Annotated in this window: 15 protein-coding genes; 6 read left to right on the top strand and 9 right to left on the bottom strand. The window is 68.4% G+C overall.

Annotation, left to right across the window (positions count from 1 at the left end; genetic code table 11):
- Positions 1 to 22: 22 nt before the first annotated feature.
- Together F8566_RS25400 and F8566_RS50125 are read right to left on the bottom strand one after the other, a co-directional pair.
- The gene (locus tag F8566_RS25400; protein ID WP_192809854.1) at positions 23 to 1,669 is read right to left on the bottom strand and encodes a tetratricopeptide repeat protein; all 1,647 of its coding nucleotides are present in this window, start codon (positions 1,667 to 1,669) and stop codon (positions 23 to 25) included.
- A gap of 76 nt (positions 1,670 to 1,745) precedes the next feature.
- On the bottom strand, positions 1,746 to 1,946 hold the full coding sequence (locus tag F8566_RS50125) for a hypothetical protein (RefSeq protein WP_192809853.1): 201 nt from the start codon (positions 1,944 to 1,946) through the stop codon (positions 1,746 to 1,748).
- Between the two features lie 884 nt (positions 1,947 to 2,830).
- Between F8566_RS50125 and F8566_RS25395 the strand changes: the two genes are divergently transcribed.
- Together F8566_RS25395 and F8566_RS25390 are read left to right on the top strand one after the other, a co-directional pair.
- Entirely contained in the window at positions 2,831 to 4,093 is a 1,263-nt protein-coding gene (locus F8566_RS25395) for an HNH endonuclease signature motif containing protein (protein WP_151564144.1), read from the top strand.
- A gap of 982 nt (positions 4,094 to 5,075) precedes the next feature.
- Complete coding sequence (locus tag F8566_RS25390; RefSeq protein WP_151564142.1) at positions 5,076 to 5,471, top strand: hypothetical protein; 396 nt, start codon at positions 5,076 to 5,078, stop codon at positions 5,469 to 5,471.
- A 222-nt stretch (positions 5,472 to 5,693) separates the two neighbouring features.
- Here F8566_RS25390 and F8566_RS25385 read toward each other — a convergent pair whose 3' ends face one another.
- Positions 5,694 to 6,227, bottom strand: a complete 534-nt coding sequence (locus tag F8566_RS25385; RefSeq protein WP_151564140.1) for a hypothetical protein — start codon at positions 6,225 to 6,227, stop codon at positions 5,694 to 5,696.
- A gap of 95 nt (positions 6,228 to 6,322) precedes the next feature.
- Positions 6,323 to 6,841, bottom strand: a complete 519-nt coding sequence (locus F8566_RS25380) for a TetR/AcrR family transcriptional regulator (protein WP_225993506.1) — start codon at positions 6,839 to 6,841, stop codon at positions 6,323 to 6,325.
- Between F8566_RS25380 and F8566_RS25375 the strand changes: the two genes are divergently transcribed.
- The 3 genes from F8566_RS25375 to F8566_RS25370 all read left to right on the top strand — a co-directional run bounded on the left by F8566_RS25375 (position 6,840) and on the right by F8566_RS25370 (position 8,059).
- Positions 6,840 to 7,565 (top strand): class I SAM-dependent methyltransferase, encoded by a 726-nt coding sequence (locus tag F8566_RS25375; RefSeq protein ID WP_151564138.1) that lies wholly within the window; start codon positions 6,840 to 6,842, stop codon positions 7,563 to 7,565. The two genes, F8566_RS25380 and F8566_RS25375, sit on opposite strands and share 2 nt — an antisense overlap.
- A 67-nt stretch (positions 7,566 to 7,632) precedes the next feature.
- A complete protein-coding gene (locus F8566_RS50120) occupies positions 7,633 to 7,776 on the top strand; it encodes a hypothetical protein (protein ID WP_192809852.1) in 144 nt (47 codons plus the stop codon).
- 67 nt (positions 7,777 to 7,843) lie between these two features.
- On the top strand, positions 7,844 to 8,059 hold the full coding sequence (locus F8566_RS25370; RefSeq protein ID WP_151564136.1) for a hypothetical protein: 216 nt from the start codon (positions 7,844 to 7,846) through the stop codon (positions 8,057 to 8,059).
- Between the two features lie 28 nt (positions 8,060 to 8,087).
- On the opposite strand, the gene F8566_RS25365 is transcribed toward F8566_RS25370, so the two are convergent.
- From F8566_RS25365 to F8566_RS25345, 5 genes are all read right to left on the bottom strand, one after another.
- Positions 8,088 to 8,564: a winged helix-turn-helix transcriptional regulator gene (locus F8566_RS25365; protein ID WP_151564133.1), complete on the bottom strand. Its 477-nt coding sequence runs from the start codon at positions 8,562 to 8,564 to the stop codon at positions 8,088 to 8,090.
- 65 nt (positions 8,565 to 8,629) lie between these two features.
- Positions 8,630 to 9,793: a thiolase family protein gene (locus tag F8566_RS25360; protein ID WP_151564131.1), complete on the bottom strand. Its 1,164-nt coding sequence runs from the start codon at positions 9,791 to 9,793 to the stop codon at positions 8,630 to 8,632.
- 350 nt (positions 9,794 to 10,143) lie between these two features.
- The gene (locus F8566_RS25355) at positions 10,144 to 10,977 is read right to left on the bottom strand and encodes a maleylpyruvate isomerase family mycothiol-dependent enzyme (RefSeq protein WP_151564129.1); all 834 of its coding nucleotides are present in this window, start codon (positions 10,975 to 10,977) and stop codon (positions 10,144 to 10,146) included.
- 18 nt (positions 10,978 to 10,995) lie between these two features.
- The gene (locus F8566_RS25350; RefSeq protein WP_151564127.1) at positions 10,996 to 11,679 is read right to left on the bottom strand and encodes a response regulator; all 684 of its coding nucleotides are present in this window, start codon (positions 11,677 to 11,679) and stop codon (positions 10,996 to 10,998) included.
- On the bottom strand, positions 11,676 to 13,337 hold the full coding sequence (locus tag F8566_RS25345; RefSeq protein ID WP_151564125.1) for a sensor histidine kinase: 1,662 nt from the start codon (positions 13,335 to 13,337) through the stop codon (positions 11,676 to 11,678). Before F8566_RS25345 ends, F8566_RS25350 begins: the two co-directional genes overlap by 4 nt.
- Positions 13,338 to 13,477: 140 nt before the next feature.
- Between F8566_RS25345 and F8566_RS25340 the strand changes: the two genes are divergently transcribed.
- Entirely contained in the window at positions 13,478 to 14,914 is a 1,437-nt protein-coding gene (locus F8566_RS25340) for a cation:dicarboxylate symporter family transporter (RefSeq protein WP_225993504.1), read from the top strand.
- Positions 14,915 to 14,943: the final 29 nt, after the last annotated feature.

Here is a 14,943-nt window from a genome sequence, read left to right as displayed (position 1 = left end):
CGCATGGCCGGGGTGCCGGATCTCACTCACCGGACGCGGCTTCCGCTCCGCTGCTGATGGTGGTGATGCGGTCGTCCAGGTCGAAGAGCACGACCAGGCGGTAGGGACTTTCGCCGCCTGGGCGCTGACCCTGGATGCGGGCGGGCGTGTTCTCCACGATCATGGCGTTGTCGCGGCCGAGGATGGCCTTGACCTCGGGGTGTTCCTTGGCCTTCTCAAGAGGACATTGGACGGTGACGCGGTGTCCGTCGGCGGATTCGACGACGATGACGGCTGGTGATTCGCTGATCTCGAACCCGTGGCTTTCCATGAAGCCGCGGACCACACGGCGCTGCTCGTACGGCCAGACCTCGGCGGCATGCGTGAGGAGGCGGGGCACGGCCAGGCGATCGAACTGCGCCGCGGGCACGCTCGGATCGTCGATGGCCAGGACAAGGCGGCCCTTCCCTTCGTTGACGGTGACGAAGCTGACACCCTTGGCGCCGATGATCGGGGCGGCCGCAAGGGCCATCGTGAACGCGCCCTCGGCAGGATGGTTGAACCGGGAGAAGTCGAGGTGGCCCTTGAGCAGTTCGGGGATCTGGTGGCGTTCGCCGAATTCCCGAAGGGTGCGCAGCCCTGCCAAGGCGGGCAGGTCTTGGTCCCAGGTGGGGTTGTCCCACGCCCACAGCCAGGTCTGGGAAAGGTTGGAGAAGCTGCCCAGGACGGTGAGCCCCCGCAGGGTGCGGCCGTCCAGTGTCACGGTCGCCTCCTCCGGGTCCCATTCGATGTAGTCCTGTGTGAAGGCGTTGTTGAACACGTCCTGCTGGTGGATCCTGACGGCGGCGATCTCACTCGCGAACGCCTGGAACTCCGGGCTGTAGAACGTCGGCCCCTCCAGGAACTCGCCCCAGAACCGGGCCATCCGGTGCCGTCCCGCGTTCGCGTAGATGTCCCTGAGCCTGCGCGCGGCCTTGGCGTTGCCGACCTCTAGGACCGCCCTGCGCAACCAGGTGACGCCCTCGTCCACGTTCTGCTGCGATAGGTGAACGTCTGCGATCGCGAAAGCGGCGTTGGGGTGCTTGAGGTCCGCGGCGCGTCGCCATGCCTCCAAGCGCTTGCCGGGTTCGCCCCGGTCCTGCCAGACGAACCCCAGGTTGTACGCGGCGATGGCGTTACCGAGGTCGGCCGCCCGGCCGTACCATTCGGCGGCGGCGACGAGATCGCCCTTCCCGTCATCGTCGTAGATCGCCGCGAGGTTGGAGGCCGCCTTGGGGTCGGATTCCAGTTCCCAGGCACGCAGGTAGCACTGTTTCGCCTCCTCCACGGCCCCTCGATCCCGCAGGATCACTCCAAGGTTGACGTAGCTGCCCGCGTAGCCCCCCTCGGCGGCCTGCCGGTACCAGCGCTCGGCCTCCTCCAGGTCGCCGCGCCCTTCCTCCGCATAGCCGACCTCGAAGGCGCTCTCTGGCACGCCTTGTTCCGCCGCGCGCCGATACCACTCCACGGCCTCGGCCTTGTCGCCCCGCTTCAGCAGCAGCCCGGCCAGATCGTGGGCGGCGGCCGGTCGCCCCTTCTCGAACGCCTCCCGGAGGCACCGTTCCGCCTCCGCCTGGTCGCCCTCGCGCCGTGCCCGGAGCCCCTGTTCATGCAGGACGGTTGCCTCATCCGGCTGTCCGGCATCGCTCATGGGAGCACTCCTCGTCGTGTCACGTCGGCCGATCGATCGTAGAGACCGACGCCAAAGGACGATCACCGGTTCCCACTCACATCGCTGTGTGCTCACCGCAGCACGAACTGGCGGCCTCACAGACGATCTGGCCGGTGACGCGGGCGTGCGCGGCGACGCCATAGCGGGACTGGTCGTCCAGCCAGGTGAGCATCTCGGTGTCAGTGCCACCGTTGGTGGAGTCGCCTGCCGGGCAGCTCGGCTCGGAAGCGGATGTGGGAGGCGCGGGGCCGTTCATTGTGCTGCGGAGTGACCAGGCCGTGCACGGTCAGGTAGCGGCCTCAGCCTGGGACCGGCCCTCAACGACAACGAACACACGCCAGTTTGCTGGTGGCTGATGTTGGACCTGTGCCGCGCAGAGCACAGGATGTGGCGCAACCCCAGGCGATGGCCCGCCCTCACCCTAACCGGGGGACGGCAGCCCACCCGGCCACTATGCGATTGTTTTCACTGCTTCTCCTAGGCGCGTTCGGGATTTGGGTTCGTACCTGCCTGTGAGTTTGTGCATTTGTAACTTGCCGCGGTGCCACTTCGCGGTTGCGGCAACGGTCACCCCATTGGCTCAGCATCCCGCCCGGCAGCCGGCAGGGCGGGGGCAAAGACCAAAAGCGGCAGCGACAAGAAAGGAGGCGGGTGGACAAGGCACGTTCGGAAGGCGCAGGTTGCTGGTGGCTGATGTTCGACCTCGGCTGTACAGAGCGCGGGATGTGGCGCAACCTGAGGTGGCGGCCTACCCTCACCCTTCGCGCCTGGCTGAACTCCCCGCGACCGCAACCAACGTGACAGCAACACACACAGCACGCCGCACCGGACGCACAAACGGTCACTTCGGCACCGCTCAACCACCCATCCACATCAGCCGGCTTAACCCCCGACTCACCCGCCCTCAACCACGCAGCAACCGGGGGACGGCAGCCCACCCGGCCACCCATAACGACGGCCATCACACGGACACGAATACCGGAAAAGCATGGCGGCTCAATCCCCAACCCACCCGCCGTTCAACAACAAAGGCCGGTACACAAAACACCCAAAATGTGCCGGCAACCTGGTTGCCAACCACGAGCGCCGAAAATATCCAACACCTTGCCATATGACTGAACGTGACGATACAATAACAGCATGGATTCGATCGCGGACCTTTCCTCCGCTTCCACCGCGCAATTGGTGGAAGCGGCAGCCGCGATCTTTACCGAACTCGCGCAACGTTCGGCCCCCGAAGCCGGTTCGGCGTGCATGGAGTTGGCCGAGGAATTGGCCACCGCCATCGACCAAGCCGAATACGTGCTCGCCGGTTTGATCGCGGTGGTGGATCGGACCGGTGAAATGAAACATTGGGGGCTGCCGTCCACCCAGGCGTGGTTGCGGTGCCGCATGGGCATGCGCGAAGGCCGCGCCAAAGAACGCATCACCCTGGCCCGGCAACTCCCACGATTGGAGCGGGTCACCAAGCAGATGGCCACCGGTGACCTGTCGTATGGGTATGCCGCGACCATCGCCGACGCCGTCCACCGCCTCAACGACGACGACTGCGCCACGGCTGAAGACATCCTGCTGCAGGCGGCGGGTGAGGGTTTGTCAGCGGGCAAGGTCGCCCGGCTTGGTAACACGATCCATGACCGGGTGACCGAACGCACCGGCACCGACCAGCCACCAGAAGACGCGCGACGAGGCTATGAACGCTCGTGGCTGGCGGTGAGCCGGTCGCTGGATGGCGGCTGCTACGTCAAAGGTTGGCTCAACCCCGAAGACACCGCCATCCTGGACGGCACCCTGGCACCCTTGGCCAAGCCCGCCGGCACCGACGACCGACGCGACCTGGCCGAACGCACCGCCGCCGCCCTCACCACCGTGCTCTCAGGCGGGCACCGCAACACCCGCATCACCGTCATCACCCACCTGGAAACCCTCACCGGCGACGACCAGCCCGGCTGGCTGCGTGACGGCACGCCAATCCCGGCCGCGCAGGTGCGGCGCCTAGCGCTCACCGCCAGAGTCTCACCCCTCCTGCTGAGTGCCGACCACGAGCCGCTGTATCTCGGCCATGCGGTCCGCATCGCCACCTCCGGGCAGCGCCGCGTCCTGGAAACCCTGTACGACACCTGCGCCGTCCACGGCTGTGAAGTGCCCGGGTTCCTCTGCGAAGTCGACCACGTCAACGGATGGGCACTCGGCGACAGTCCCACCGACATCGACAAGCTGACCTTGTGCTGCGGCTGGCACAACCGCTGGAAACACACCCACCCCGACCAGATACAAATCACCAAGACCGACGGACGCTACCGCTACCGGGCCCTACCACCCGACGGGATCGCCAGATCCAAACGCGGCAGCGTCATCGATCCCACCGCCAACCCCTGGCACGACCAACACCTGGCGGCCTGACCACTCCCATCACCAGCCTGCGGCCCGGCGCACCACCACGCCGGGCAATACCACCCCAACACACCACCCCAACGACCCCGCGCCCGTTGATTCACCCCACCCCGCGACCGCCCGCATACGGCCAACCCGTCACACAAGAGCGATGCCAAGTTCAGGGACCTTGGTCCGCCGCGTAGGTGAACGCGGCCAAAACATGCCAGCCTCCCCTTGCGCAGCCCACAAAGCCCCTACCGTCAACCGGCGGCACGCAGGCGCATCGCCCTCTCCCGCTTACTTCGCTGCCGAGTCTGAACCCCATCCCCGCAACGTCCCGCAGACAGGCCACCCACCGCACACAAGGGCGACCGATGCCGGATTCGCACGCCCCGGGCCACGGCAGGCATAAGCGTGACCAGAAAGCAGCAGAACCAGCCACCCGCGCGCCAGCGCGGCAAGGTCATTCACCACCATCAAGCGCCGCCTCAGCGCACAGCCCCACCCCCACCCACCTCGCTGCCGAGTTTGTGCCCCGGCCTCGCTCCCAGCCGCAGACGGGTGAACGGCCACTACCAATGGGCGCCCGACGCCGAACTCACCCACCGCAAGCTAAACGCTGGCAGCAACCAACGGCGAACGCCTCCCGGAGTGGATCGCAGCCGTCCGCGACGACGACCTGCCCTATCTCCGGCAATTCGCCGTCGGCCTCACCTGCGACCTGGACGCCGTCACCGCCGGCCTATCCCTCCCATGGAGCTCTGGCCAGGCCGAAGGACAGAACACACGAGTGAAGCTGGCCAGGGATACGGAAGGGCGAACTTCGGCCTCCTCCGAAAGCGGATCTTGCTCCGCACCTGAACAACAACGTCACAAGATCAGGGACAGAGCCGGTAAAGGGGCAGAGGTCATGGGTCGGGAGGGCCAGGGTTCACTCGCCGGCGGCGGTAGAGGCGGCCTGGCCTGGCCGGTTGACGGGAGTGGTCGAAGATCACGAGACTCGATCGCCATGGGCTTCCAGAGGGCTAGGTGCAGACTGGCCGTTCTGCCGCTCGTGCTCCTGCCGCTGGGCGCCGGAGTGACCGCCTGCGGTGGCGAGCACAAGACCACGAACGCCGAAGTCGACTGCGCACACGAGTTCTGGGGTTCTGAAAAGGCGCCCTGCAATGTGACCTTCGAACGCGGAGCCGCCAAGTCCAGCGCTGTCGTTTTCGGTACCGAGATCGAGTTGATGCAGGTCGCGCGGGACGGCGAGCAAATCACGCTCAAAGTCGCCGGAGTCCCGCTCACGGTGAGGAAGGATTCGGCTGAAGGCCAGAGACAGAGCGCCAACTTGATGGTTTCGATCAGGTCGATCGACCGGGAAAAGGTCGTCGTCGGGACGACCGACAGCAGCGATGTGTGATACCCCGGCGAGGGCTGCAGTCGTATTCGAGTGGCTTCCAGCCCCTGCGCTGGTGCCTTCAGGACGGCGTGCCCACCGATCGCCTTAACGTGTACCTGGCTCTGCACTTGAGCCGGCCTGGCCGTAAACGTCATCGAGTGCTGACGATGGACACCACATGGTCGCCTTCAACTGCTTGAAGGCGACCATGAGCACGTTCTGACAGCCATGCTCATCAGTGCACTAGCACTTCTTGATGAACTTGATGTGCGTGACGGAGAATCCGGGATGCCGGACCTTCTTGTCGCCCTTCGTCTTGGCGTTCACCGCAATACACGCCAGCGTGCCGAATTTCGGGGGCTTCTGGCCGTTGGTGCCCATGACCTTGAATGCGCGCCGCTGCTTGCAGTGGTTGTTGAAGTAGAACGTGGTACTGAGCCAGCCCGGCTGGTAGGAGACCCTGATCTTCTTACCCTTCGGCGACTTGCACTTGGAGCTGGGCCTCTGCTGGATCCTGACCGTGGGATCGGCACTGGCTTTGGCGGTCGCATGGAGAGCGGCCGGCGTCGCACTGGCCTGAACGGCCGGAACAAGGGTGGCCGCACCGACCGCGATTGACGTCATGGCCACAAGGCCGAGACGGCGGTAATTCATGAATGCATCCTCTCGCCGGATGATCTTGCCGGTCGTGGCGAGTCTAGGAGCGGCATTCTTGAGAATACAAGGCCCAAGATCATCTTTTTTATCCCACGTCCGGCCAATTGGCAGCGATACCATTTTGGTATGTTTAAACACAGTATTTGTATTCCGGACGGATCAACGAACTCCTCGCGAAGGCGGTTGAGAGCACCAGCCTTCCCGCGCGAACGCCCCTAGGACGGTGGGGGTCGAAGCGTGCTGGTCATGACTGTGGTCACTACCTTGCGGACGGCGTCGGGGGCCAGGCGGCCCCGATCTCGTTCGGTGGCGAGGTAAGAGGCGATCATGGCGGCGGCCTCGGTCAGCAGGGGAACGCCGGTCGGCCTGGTTTCGCGGAGGCGGGCGCGTAGGTCGTCTCTGAAGGTGACGAGGCCGACGATCGCCACGGCGAGTGGAGTGAACAGGTCCGTCAGGGCGGCGGTCAGGTTGTCGGCCACGGTGCCGGTCGAGGCGCGGAGGGCGTCGGCTTGGGCTTCGATGCGGGCGATGCGGTCCTGGACGAGTTCGGCCAGGAAGGCGTCGAAGTCGGCGAAGTGGCGGTGCAGGACGCCCTTGGCGCAGCCCGCCTCGGTGGTGACCGCGCGGCTGGTCAGTGCGTTCGGGCCGCCCCGGAGGAGGACGCGTTCGGCGGCGTCGAAGAGTTGCTGGCGCGCGTCGCGCATGGCAACACCGGTCGCGGAGTCGTTCGGCATGGATGCCGAACGTTACGACCGGACGCGGCCCAGCTATCCCGCCGTTCTGGTGGAACGGATCGTCGCCGCCAGCCCTGGACGGAACGTCCTTGATGTCGGCTCCGGAACCGGCATCTCCGCTCGGCAGTTCCAGGCGGCTGGATGCCGGGTGCTGGGCGTCGATCCCGACCAGCGGATGGCCGAACTGGCACGGCAGAGCGGGGTCGAGAGCGAGGTGTCGACCTTTGAAGAGTGGGATCCCGCCGGGCGAACGTTCGATGCGGTCGTCGCCGGGCAGGCGTGGCATTGGGTCGATCCGGTCGCCGGCGCGAACAAGGCGGCCCAGGTGTTGCGACCAGGTGGGCGGCTGACCGTGTTCTGGAACGTGGGCGATCCTCAGGCCGAGTTGGCGGACGCCTTTTCGGCTGTTTACGCCCGCGTGATGCCCGAGATGCCGGCCTATCGCGCGTCGGATGGGTATTCGGCGATTCTGGCCAAGGTGGCCGACAGGATTCGGGAGGCGGGCGCGTTCAGCGAGCCGGAGCAGTGGCGATTCGACTGGGAGCGGGCCTACGAAAGGGATGAGTGGCTGGACCAGTTGCCCACCCAGGGCTTCCACACCCGGCTTCCACAGGCCAAGTTGCGAGAGATTCTGGAGGGTGTCGGGGCCGCCATCGACGCGGCGGGAGGCAGCTTCACGATGCATTACACCGCGGTGGTGGTCACCGCGACGCGAACTGATTAGGGATTACGTTGGGGGTCATGCGGTCCTCACTTCCCGTCCTGCTCGTCGCTTGCCTTGGCGTCCTGGGGTGTTCTGGCGAGGACGAGACCGCGACCACGCCCCAGTCCGCGCCGGCCACTTCGGCTCCCGCCGCCTCGGCACCGGGCAGCTCGGCTTCCGCTGGCTCGGCACCGGGCAGCTCGGCTGCTGGCCCGAGGGCGGCCTCGCCTAGTCCCGTAGGCTCGGGTGTGCTCACTGAGCGGGACAGCGGGCGGGAGGTGACCGTTCGCTCGCCTGGGGTGAGCATCCGGCTGAGCCATGGGTGGGTCTGGCAGGAGCCGAAGGTCCTCGGCGGATCCGTACGGCTGAACCAGGTCAACTACATCGTCGATCCGGGCTACACGGAGTGGATCGTGGCTCCCGTACGGGCGGGCAAGGCTACGGTCCAGATCCAAGGACTGCCGCAGTCAAAGGGCTCTGCCCGGGATGTGACGTTCACCTTCCATGTGGGTTGAGCCAGACCGCGGTGTCCGTTGCTGCGGCTCAATCGACCAGCGTGCCGCGCCCGGTCGGGGTGCCGCCGTCACGGGCTGGCCTCCCGCAGTGGCTGCAGACGACGACCGGATCGAGCACCTCGCCGCAGGTGTGGATCCAGCGGACGGGCGGATCCGCGGCGTTGATGTGGCGGTCTCCCCATTTCATGAGCGTGGACAGGACATCGCTCAGCTCACGCCCTGCCGGAGTCAGGTGGTATTCGTACCGGGCCGGATGTTCGTTGTAGAGCTCGCGGCGGATGAGGTCAGCACCCTCCAGCTTGCGCAGCCGTGCGGTGAGGATGTCGCGGGAGGCCCCGGTATTTCGCGCGATCCCGTCGAAGCGGCGGACGCCGTAGAGCAGCTCGCGGATCACCAGGAGCGTCCACCGCTCACCCACGATCTGCAGGGCGTCGGCGACGGAACACTCCCGCGGCTGTGCGTCCTTTTTCGATGCGTGGGCGGGCTTGGACGGGTGGGTGGGCATGGCAGCCAGCCTAGGCGTGGTCGGTTGGGTTCTTCGACCGACCTCGCGTGCAGTGGTGGGTCGGGTCAGAGGAGTTCGAGGATGGTGGCGTTGGCCAGACCCCCGGCCTCGCACATGGTCTGGAGGCCGAAGCGCGCGCCGCGGTCCTCCATGGCGTGCAGGAGCGTCGTCATGATGCGGGCGCCGCTCGCGCCGAGGGGGTGGCCGATGGCGATCGCGCCGCCGCGCACGTTCACCTTGTCGAGGTCCGCGCCGGTCTCGTGCTGCCAGGCCAGGACGACCGGGGAGAACGCCTCGTTCACCTCGAAGAGGTCGATGTCGGAAAGGGCCAGGCCGGAACGGGCGAGGGCCTTCTCGGTGGCGGGGACGATCGCGGTGAGCATCAGCAGCGGGTCGTCACCGGCGACGGCGAACGCGTGGAAGCGGGCGCGCGGCCGCAGGCCCAGGCGGGCGGCGGCGTCGAAGCTCATGATGAGCAGCGCGGCGGCGCCGTCGTTGATCGGGGATGCGTTGCCCGCGGTGATCTGCCAGCCGATCTCCGGGAAGCGTTCGGCGTAGGACGGATGGTGGTAGGCGGGCTTGAGCCCGGCGAGCACCTCCATCGAGGTGCCCGGCCGCACGGTCTCGTCGCGCTGGCCCGTCCAGGCGACCTCGCGATCGAACTCGCCGCGCTCCCAGGCGGCGGTGGCGCGCCGGTGCGACTCGTACGCGAACGCGTCGAGGTCGGTGCGGGAGAGCTTCCAGCGGGCGGCGATGAGCTCGGCGCTGATGCCCTGCCCGACCAGGCCCTCCGGGTAGCGGGCGTGCACGCCGGGGCCGAACGGGTCGCTGCCCGGCAGGACGTTGGACCCCATCGGCACGCGCGACATCGACTCCACACCGCACGCGATCACGACGTCGTACGCGCCGCTGATCACGCCCTGCGCGGCGAAGTGGGCGGCCTGCTGGGACGAGCCGCACTGCCGGTCGACGGTCGTGGCGGGCACGCTCTCGGGGAACCCGGCGGCGAGCACGGCCGAGCGGGTGACGTTCATCGCCTGGTCGCCCACCTGGGTCACCACGCCGCCGATCACGTCGTCCACCAGCGCGGGGTCGATCCCGCTGCGTTCGACCAATGCCTGGAGCGTCCGGGCCAGCAGGTCCACCGGATGCTCGGCGTGCAGGGCCCCGCCCGGCTTGGCCTTGCCGACCGGCGTGCGCACGGCCTCGACGATCACCGCATCCCGCATGATGCCCTCCCCAGTGAGTTTGAAAAACCAACTTACTGCTGGAGCCCGACCATAATCGAAGTAAGTTTGAAAAGGCAACCCACTGCCCCGTAAAAAGCTCGAGGGCCGTGGCGCTGGGTGCCACGGCCTTCGAGTGGGACGGGCCGCTAGTGGAAGGGGCCCGAGCTGTTGTCCGTCATATCCCCCCGAGCGTCGAAGGGCTCCGACCTGGAGCCGGCGGATCCTGGAGTCTCTCTCAAGCGTTGCCCCCCATCCCCTCGACGTGCAGAGCGGTCACTCCGGACAGTAACGCAGTGACCAGGGGATTTGTGGATCCGATACCCCAATAACCCTCAAAGCCCTCCCCAAGCTCAGGGGGTGATGGCCAGGTGGGCCAGGACCCGTGCGCCCAGCTCGGCGTCGCCCTTGATCTCGACCTCGACGTCCGCGGGGACGCACCGCCCGGCCGCCAGCCGTACGTAGGTCTCCCAGTCCATGCTCAGCGTCGTGGTCGGGGGTCCGGCCGCATCGCCGGCCAGCCGTCCGCGGCCGTCCGCCCCGACCTGGACGTACTCGGTCGTCGGCGTGGGCCGGATGATCCTGAACTCGACCGACTGCCCCGGCGACGCGCCCGCCCGCTTGGCGACGACCATCGGCAGCCCCGGCCGCAGGATCATGCGGGCGCACTCCGCACCGGGGGCGTCCAGGTTGCCGGGGCGGCCCACCGCACGGCGGATGTCCTGCTCATGGACCCAGCAGTCGAACGCCCGGAACACCATGAACATCGAGTACGGGACCATCCGCCCGGTCGGCGCCATGGTCTCCTGCTCGGGGTCGGTCGTGGCGAGCGCCGCCAGCCTGCGTTCGAGCACGTCACGCAGCTCGGCGAGCACGTCCGTCCCCGGGACCGGGCGGCGCGCGTCCACGCCCGTCTCCAGCATGCGCCCGAAGTCACTGCGCACATGCGGAAGATCGTCGGGCAGGACGTGGCCGGGCGCCGGGTCCTCGCCCAGCAGCAGCGTCTCCACGCTGACGATGTGCGAGACGACGTCCTTGACGCTCCAGCCCGGGCACTCGGTCGGCAGGTCCCAGTCGCCCTCGGCGAAGGTCTCCGCGAGCGCGATCGTGGACCGCACCGTCTGTTCGAACGCGGCGACGTTCGCCGCCATGCCGCCGTCCGCCGAAGCCACCGGGTCATCGCTCACGAGCAGCACCCTAGGCGCTCAGCCCGCCGAGGGGTAGAAGCGGACCTCGGGCCTGCCCACCTGACCGTAGTGCGGGCGGCGCTCGGCCAGGCCGTTGTCCGCGAGGTACTCCAGGTAGCGGCGGGCGGTCACCCGGGACACCCCGATCAGCGAGGCCGCCGACGCCGCGGAGAGCCCCTCGGCCGAGCCCGTCAGCGCCTCGGTGATCGTCTGTAGCGTCTCGCCGCTCATGCCCTTGGGCAGAGAACGCAGTTCCGGGGTGCGCAGCGCGGCTAGCATGCGGTCCACGTCGGCCTGGCCCGCCACCTCGCCGGGCAGGCCCGCACGGTGCCTGAACTGCGCGTAGCTTTCCAGCTTGTCGCGGAGCGAGGCGAAGGTGAACGGCTTGAGCAGGTACTGGACGACCCCGACCGAGACGGCCGACCTGATCACCGCCAGGTCCCGCGCCGACGTCACCGCGATCACGTCCACCGGCACACCGGCCGCCCGCAGCGCCCGGCAGACCTTGAGCCCGTGCGTGTCCGGCAGATAGAAGTCGAGGAGGACGAGGTCGACCGCGTCGCGCCGCTGCTCGCAGAACCGGAGCGCGTCGGCGCCCGAGTGCACCACGCCGGCGACCGCGAAGCCCGCGACCCGTTCCACATAGCGCCGGTGCGCCTCGGCGGCCACCGCGTCGTCCTCCACCACCAGCACGCGGATCACGAGTCACCGTCCGGGCGCCCGACCGGCAGGGCCTGTACCGGGAGGGCCTGTATCGGAAGCGAGACAGTGACGACCGCGCCCACGTCCCGTTCCACCGTGATGTCGCCGCCGTAGCGCCGCACCGCCCGGCCGACCAGCGCGAGGCCGAGGCCGTGTCCGACCGGCCCGTCGGGCGGCTTGGTGGTCCAGCCGCGCCGGAACGCCGCCGGGACGAGTTCGGGATCGATCCCTGGCCCCGTGTCGGCGACCCGCAGCACGAGCTCGGTGTCCATGGTGCGGGCGCTCACCTCGACGCGGGGCGGGCCGTCTCCCGCCATCGCCGCGTCGACGGCGTTGTCGATCAGGTTGCCCAGCACGGTGACCAGGTCGCGCGGATCGATCGCCCCGTGCGTGTCGTCGATCGCGGTGTCCTCGGTGATCCGCAGCTCGACGCCCCGTTCGGCGGCCTCGGCGGACTTGCCCAGCAGGAGGGCGGCCAGCACCGGTTCGCTCACCGCGCCGACGACCCGGTCGGTGAGCGCCTGGGCGGTGGCGAGCTCCGCGGTCGCGAAGTCGACGGCCTGCTCGGTACGGCCCAGCTCGACCAGCGACACCACCGTGTGCAGCCGGTTGGCGGCTTCGTGGGCCTGCGCGCGCAGCGCCTCGGCGAAGCCGCGCACGGTGTCGAGCTCCCCCATCAGCGCCTGCAGGTCGGTGTGGTCGCGCAGGGTCGCCACGGTGCCCATCGCCCGCCCGCGCGAACGCACCGGCACGGTGTTGACCACCAGGACGCGCGTGTCGCTCACATGGATCTCGTCCGATCTCGTCTCGGCCGACACCAGCGCCTCCGCCAGCCCGGGTGGGAGTCCGAGGGCGTCGATGGGCGTCCCGGCGGGATCGGCGCCGGGATCCAGATCGAGCAGTTCGCGGGCGGCGTCGTTGCACAGGACCACCCGGCCGTCCCTGTCGAGGATCACCAGGCCCTCGCGTACCGCGTGCAGGATCGCCTCGTAGTAGTCGAACATGTGGCGGAGCTCGTCCGGCGCGACGCCCCGTGTCTGCCGCCGCAGGCGCGCGCTCACCAGGTAGCTGCCGGCGATCCCGGCGGCCAGGACGGCGACGGCGATCGCGGCCAGCCACAGCAGGCGTCCGCGCAGCTCAGAGGTGATCGCGCGGACCGTGATGCCGACCGCCACCAGCCCAACGACGCGCTTGCCCTCGAAGACGGGGACGACGGCCCGGACGGAGGGGCCGAGCGTGCCGGTGTAGGTCTCGGTGAACGGGCGGCCGGCGAGCGCGGGGGCCGTGTTGCCGATGAACCGCTGACCGATCCGGGCCGGGTCGGGATGGGTGTACCGGATGCCCGCCGGATTCATGATCGTGATGAAGTCGACCCCGGTGTCGGCGCGGACCCGTTCGGCGAACGGCTGGAGCGAACGGCTCGGCTCCGGGGCGGCCAGCGCGGCGCGCACGCTCGGGGCATCGGCGACCGTGGCGGCGACGGCGGAGACGGTCTCGCGGGCCCTGTCGCCGGCCGCGTCCTGCGCGTCCACGTAGGCGGGCACGGTCCCCGCGACCACGAGCAGACCGACGACGACCGCCTGGAGGACCAGCAGCTGCCGGGCGACGCTCCAGTGCCGCACCGGCCAGTGCCGCACTGGCGCCCATTTCCACCGCATACGCGCTCACCTTCGGTTTTACCTGCATACCTCGGTCGTGAACGAAATGTACACAAGGGTGACCCCGGTCACAGAAACCTCGATATTCGCGGGACAGGAAGCAGCACAGCCCACCCCGACCCGCAAAGGAGGCGACCCCCGTGGCATCCAGCCCGCACACGGACGGTCACGCCGCGTCCAGCCCCCAGACCGACGGCAAACCCGGCCGACGCCGGGACCGCATGCACTACCTCTACATCTCAGTGATCGTCGCAGTCGTGCTGGGCGTCATCGTGGGATTCGTCGCGCCCGACGTCGCCAAGGAACTCAAGCCGCTCGGCACCGGCTTCGTCAACCTGATCAAGATGATGATCTCGCCGATCATCTTCTGCACGATCGTCCTGGGCATCGGCTCGGTGGCCAAGGCCGCCAAGGTCGGCAAGGTCGGTGTGATCGCACTGACCTACTTCACGGCGATGTCCACGTTCGCCCTGCTCATCGGGCTTGTGGTGGGCAACCTGCTGCACCCCGGCGCGGGGATGCACCTCGACCCGGCGTCCGCGGCCAAGGCGCAGGAGCAGGCCAAGGGCGGCGAGAGCCTGGCCGACTTCGTGCTCGGCATCATCCCGACCTCGATGCTGTCCTCGCTCACCGAGGGCGAGGTCCTGCAGACACTGCTGGTGGCGCTGCTCGCCGGGTTCGCGCTCCAGAAGCTCGGTCCGGCCGGCGAGCCGATCCTGCGCGGCGTCGAAATGATCCAGCGCTGGGTGTTCCGGATCCTGGCGATGATCATGTGGGCCGCCCCCGTGGGCGCGTTCGGCGCGATCGCCGCGGTCGTCGGCGAGACCGGCTGGGACGCACTGCGCAGCCTCGCGGTGATCATGCTGGGCTTCTACGTGACCTGCGTGGTGTTCGTCTTCGGCGTGCTCGGCACGGTGCTGTGGCTCGGCGCCCGGATCAACATCCTGACGCTGCTGCGCTACCTCGCCCGCGAGTTCCTGCTGATCCTGTCGACCTCGTCCTCCGAGACGGCGCTGCCCCGCCTGATCGCGAAGATGGAGCACCTCGGCGTGAGCCGCCCGGTGGTCGGCATCACCGTCCCGACCGGCTACTCGTTCAACCTCGACGGCACCGCGATCTACCTGACCATGGCCACGCTGTTCATCGCGTCCGCGCAGGGCAGCCCGCTGTCGATCGGCGCTCAGATCCCGCTGCTGCTGTTCATGATCATCGCGTCCAAGGGCGCGGCGGGCGTGAGCGGCGCCGGGCTGGCCACGCTCGCGGGCGGCCTCCAGTCGCACAAGCCCGAACTGGTCGACGGCGTCGGCTTCATCGTCGGCATCGACCGCTTCATGTCCGAGGCGCGGGCGCTGACCAACTTCGCCGGCAACGCCGTCGCGACCGTCCTGATCGGTACCTGGACCAAGGAGTTCGACGCCCAGCGCGCCCGTGCGGTGCTCGCCGGCGAGGACCCGTTCAACGAGGCCACACTCGTGGACGAAACGGCTCCCGCCGACACCAGGCCGCCGGACCTGACCAAGCCGCCGGCCGACACCATCACCGATGGCCAGAATCCCCTGACCACGGCCCGCTCCTAGCTGCGCGCCCCGAACGACCGCGCACGCCC

The sequence above is a fragment of the Actinomadura rudentiformis genome (assembly GCF_008923185.1).
Lineage (GTDB): Bacteria > Actinomycetota > Actinomycetes > Streptosporangiales > Streptosporangiaceae > Spirillospora > Spirillospora rudentiformis.
This window is presented reverse-complemented; position numbering and strand designations above follow the sequence as displayed.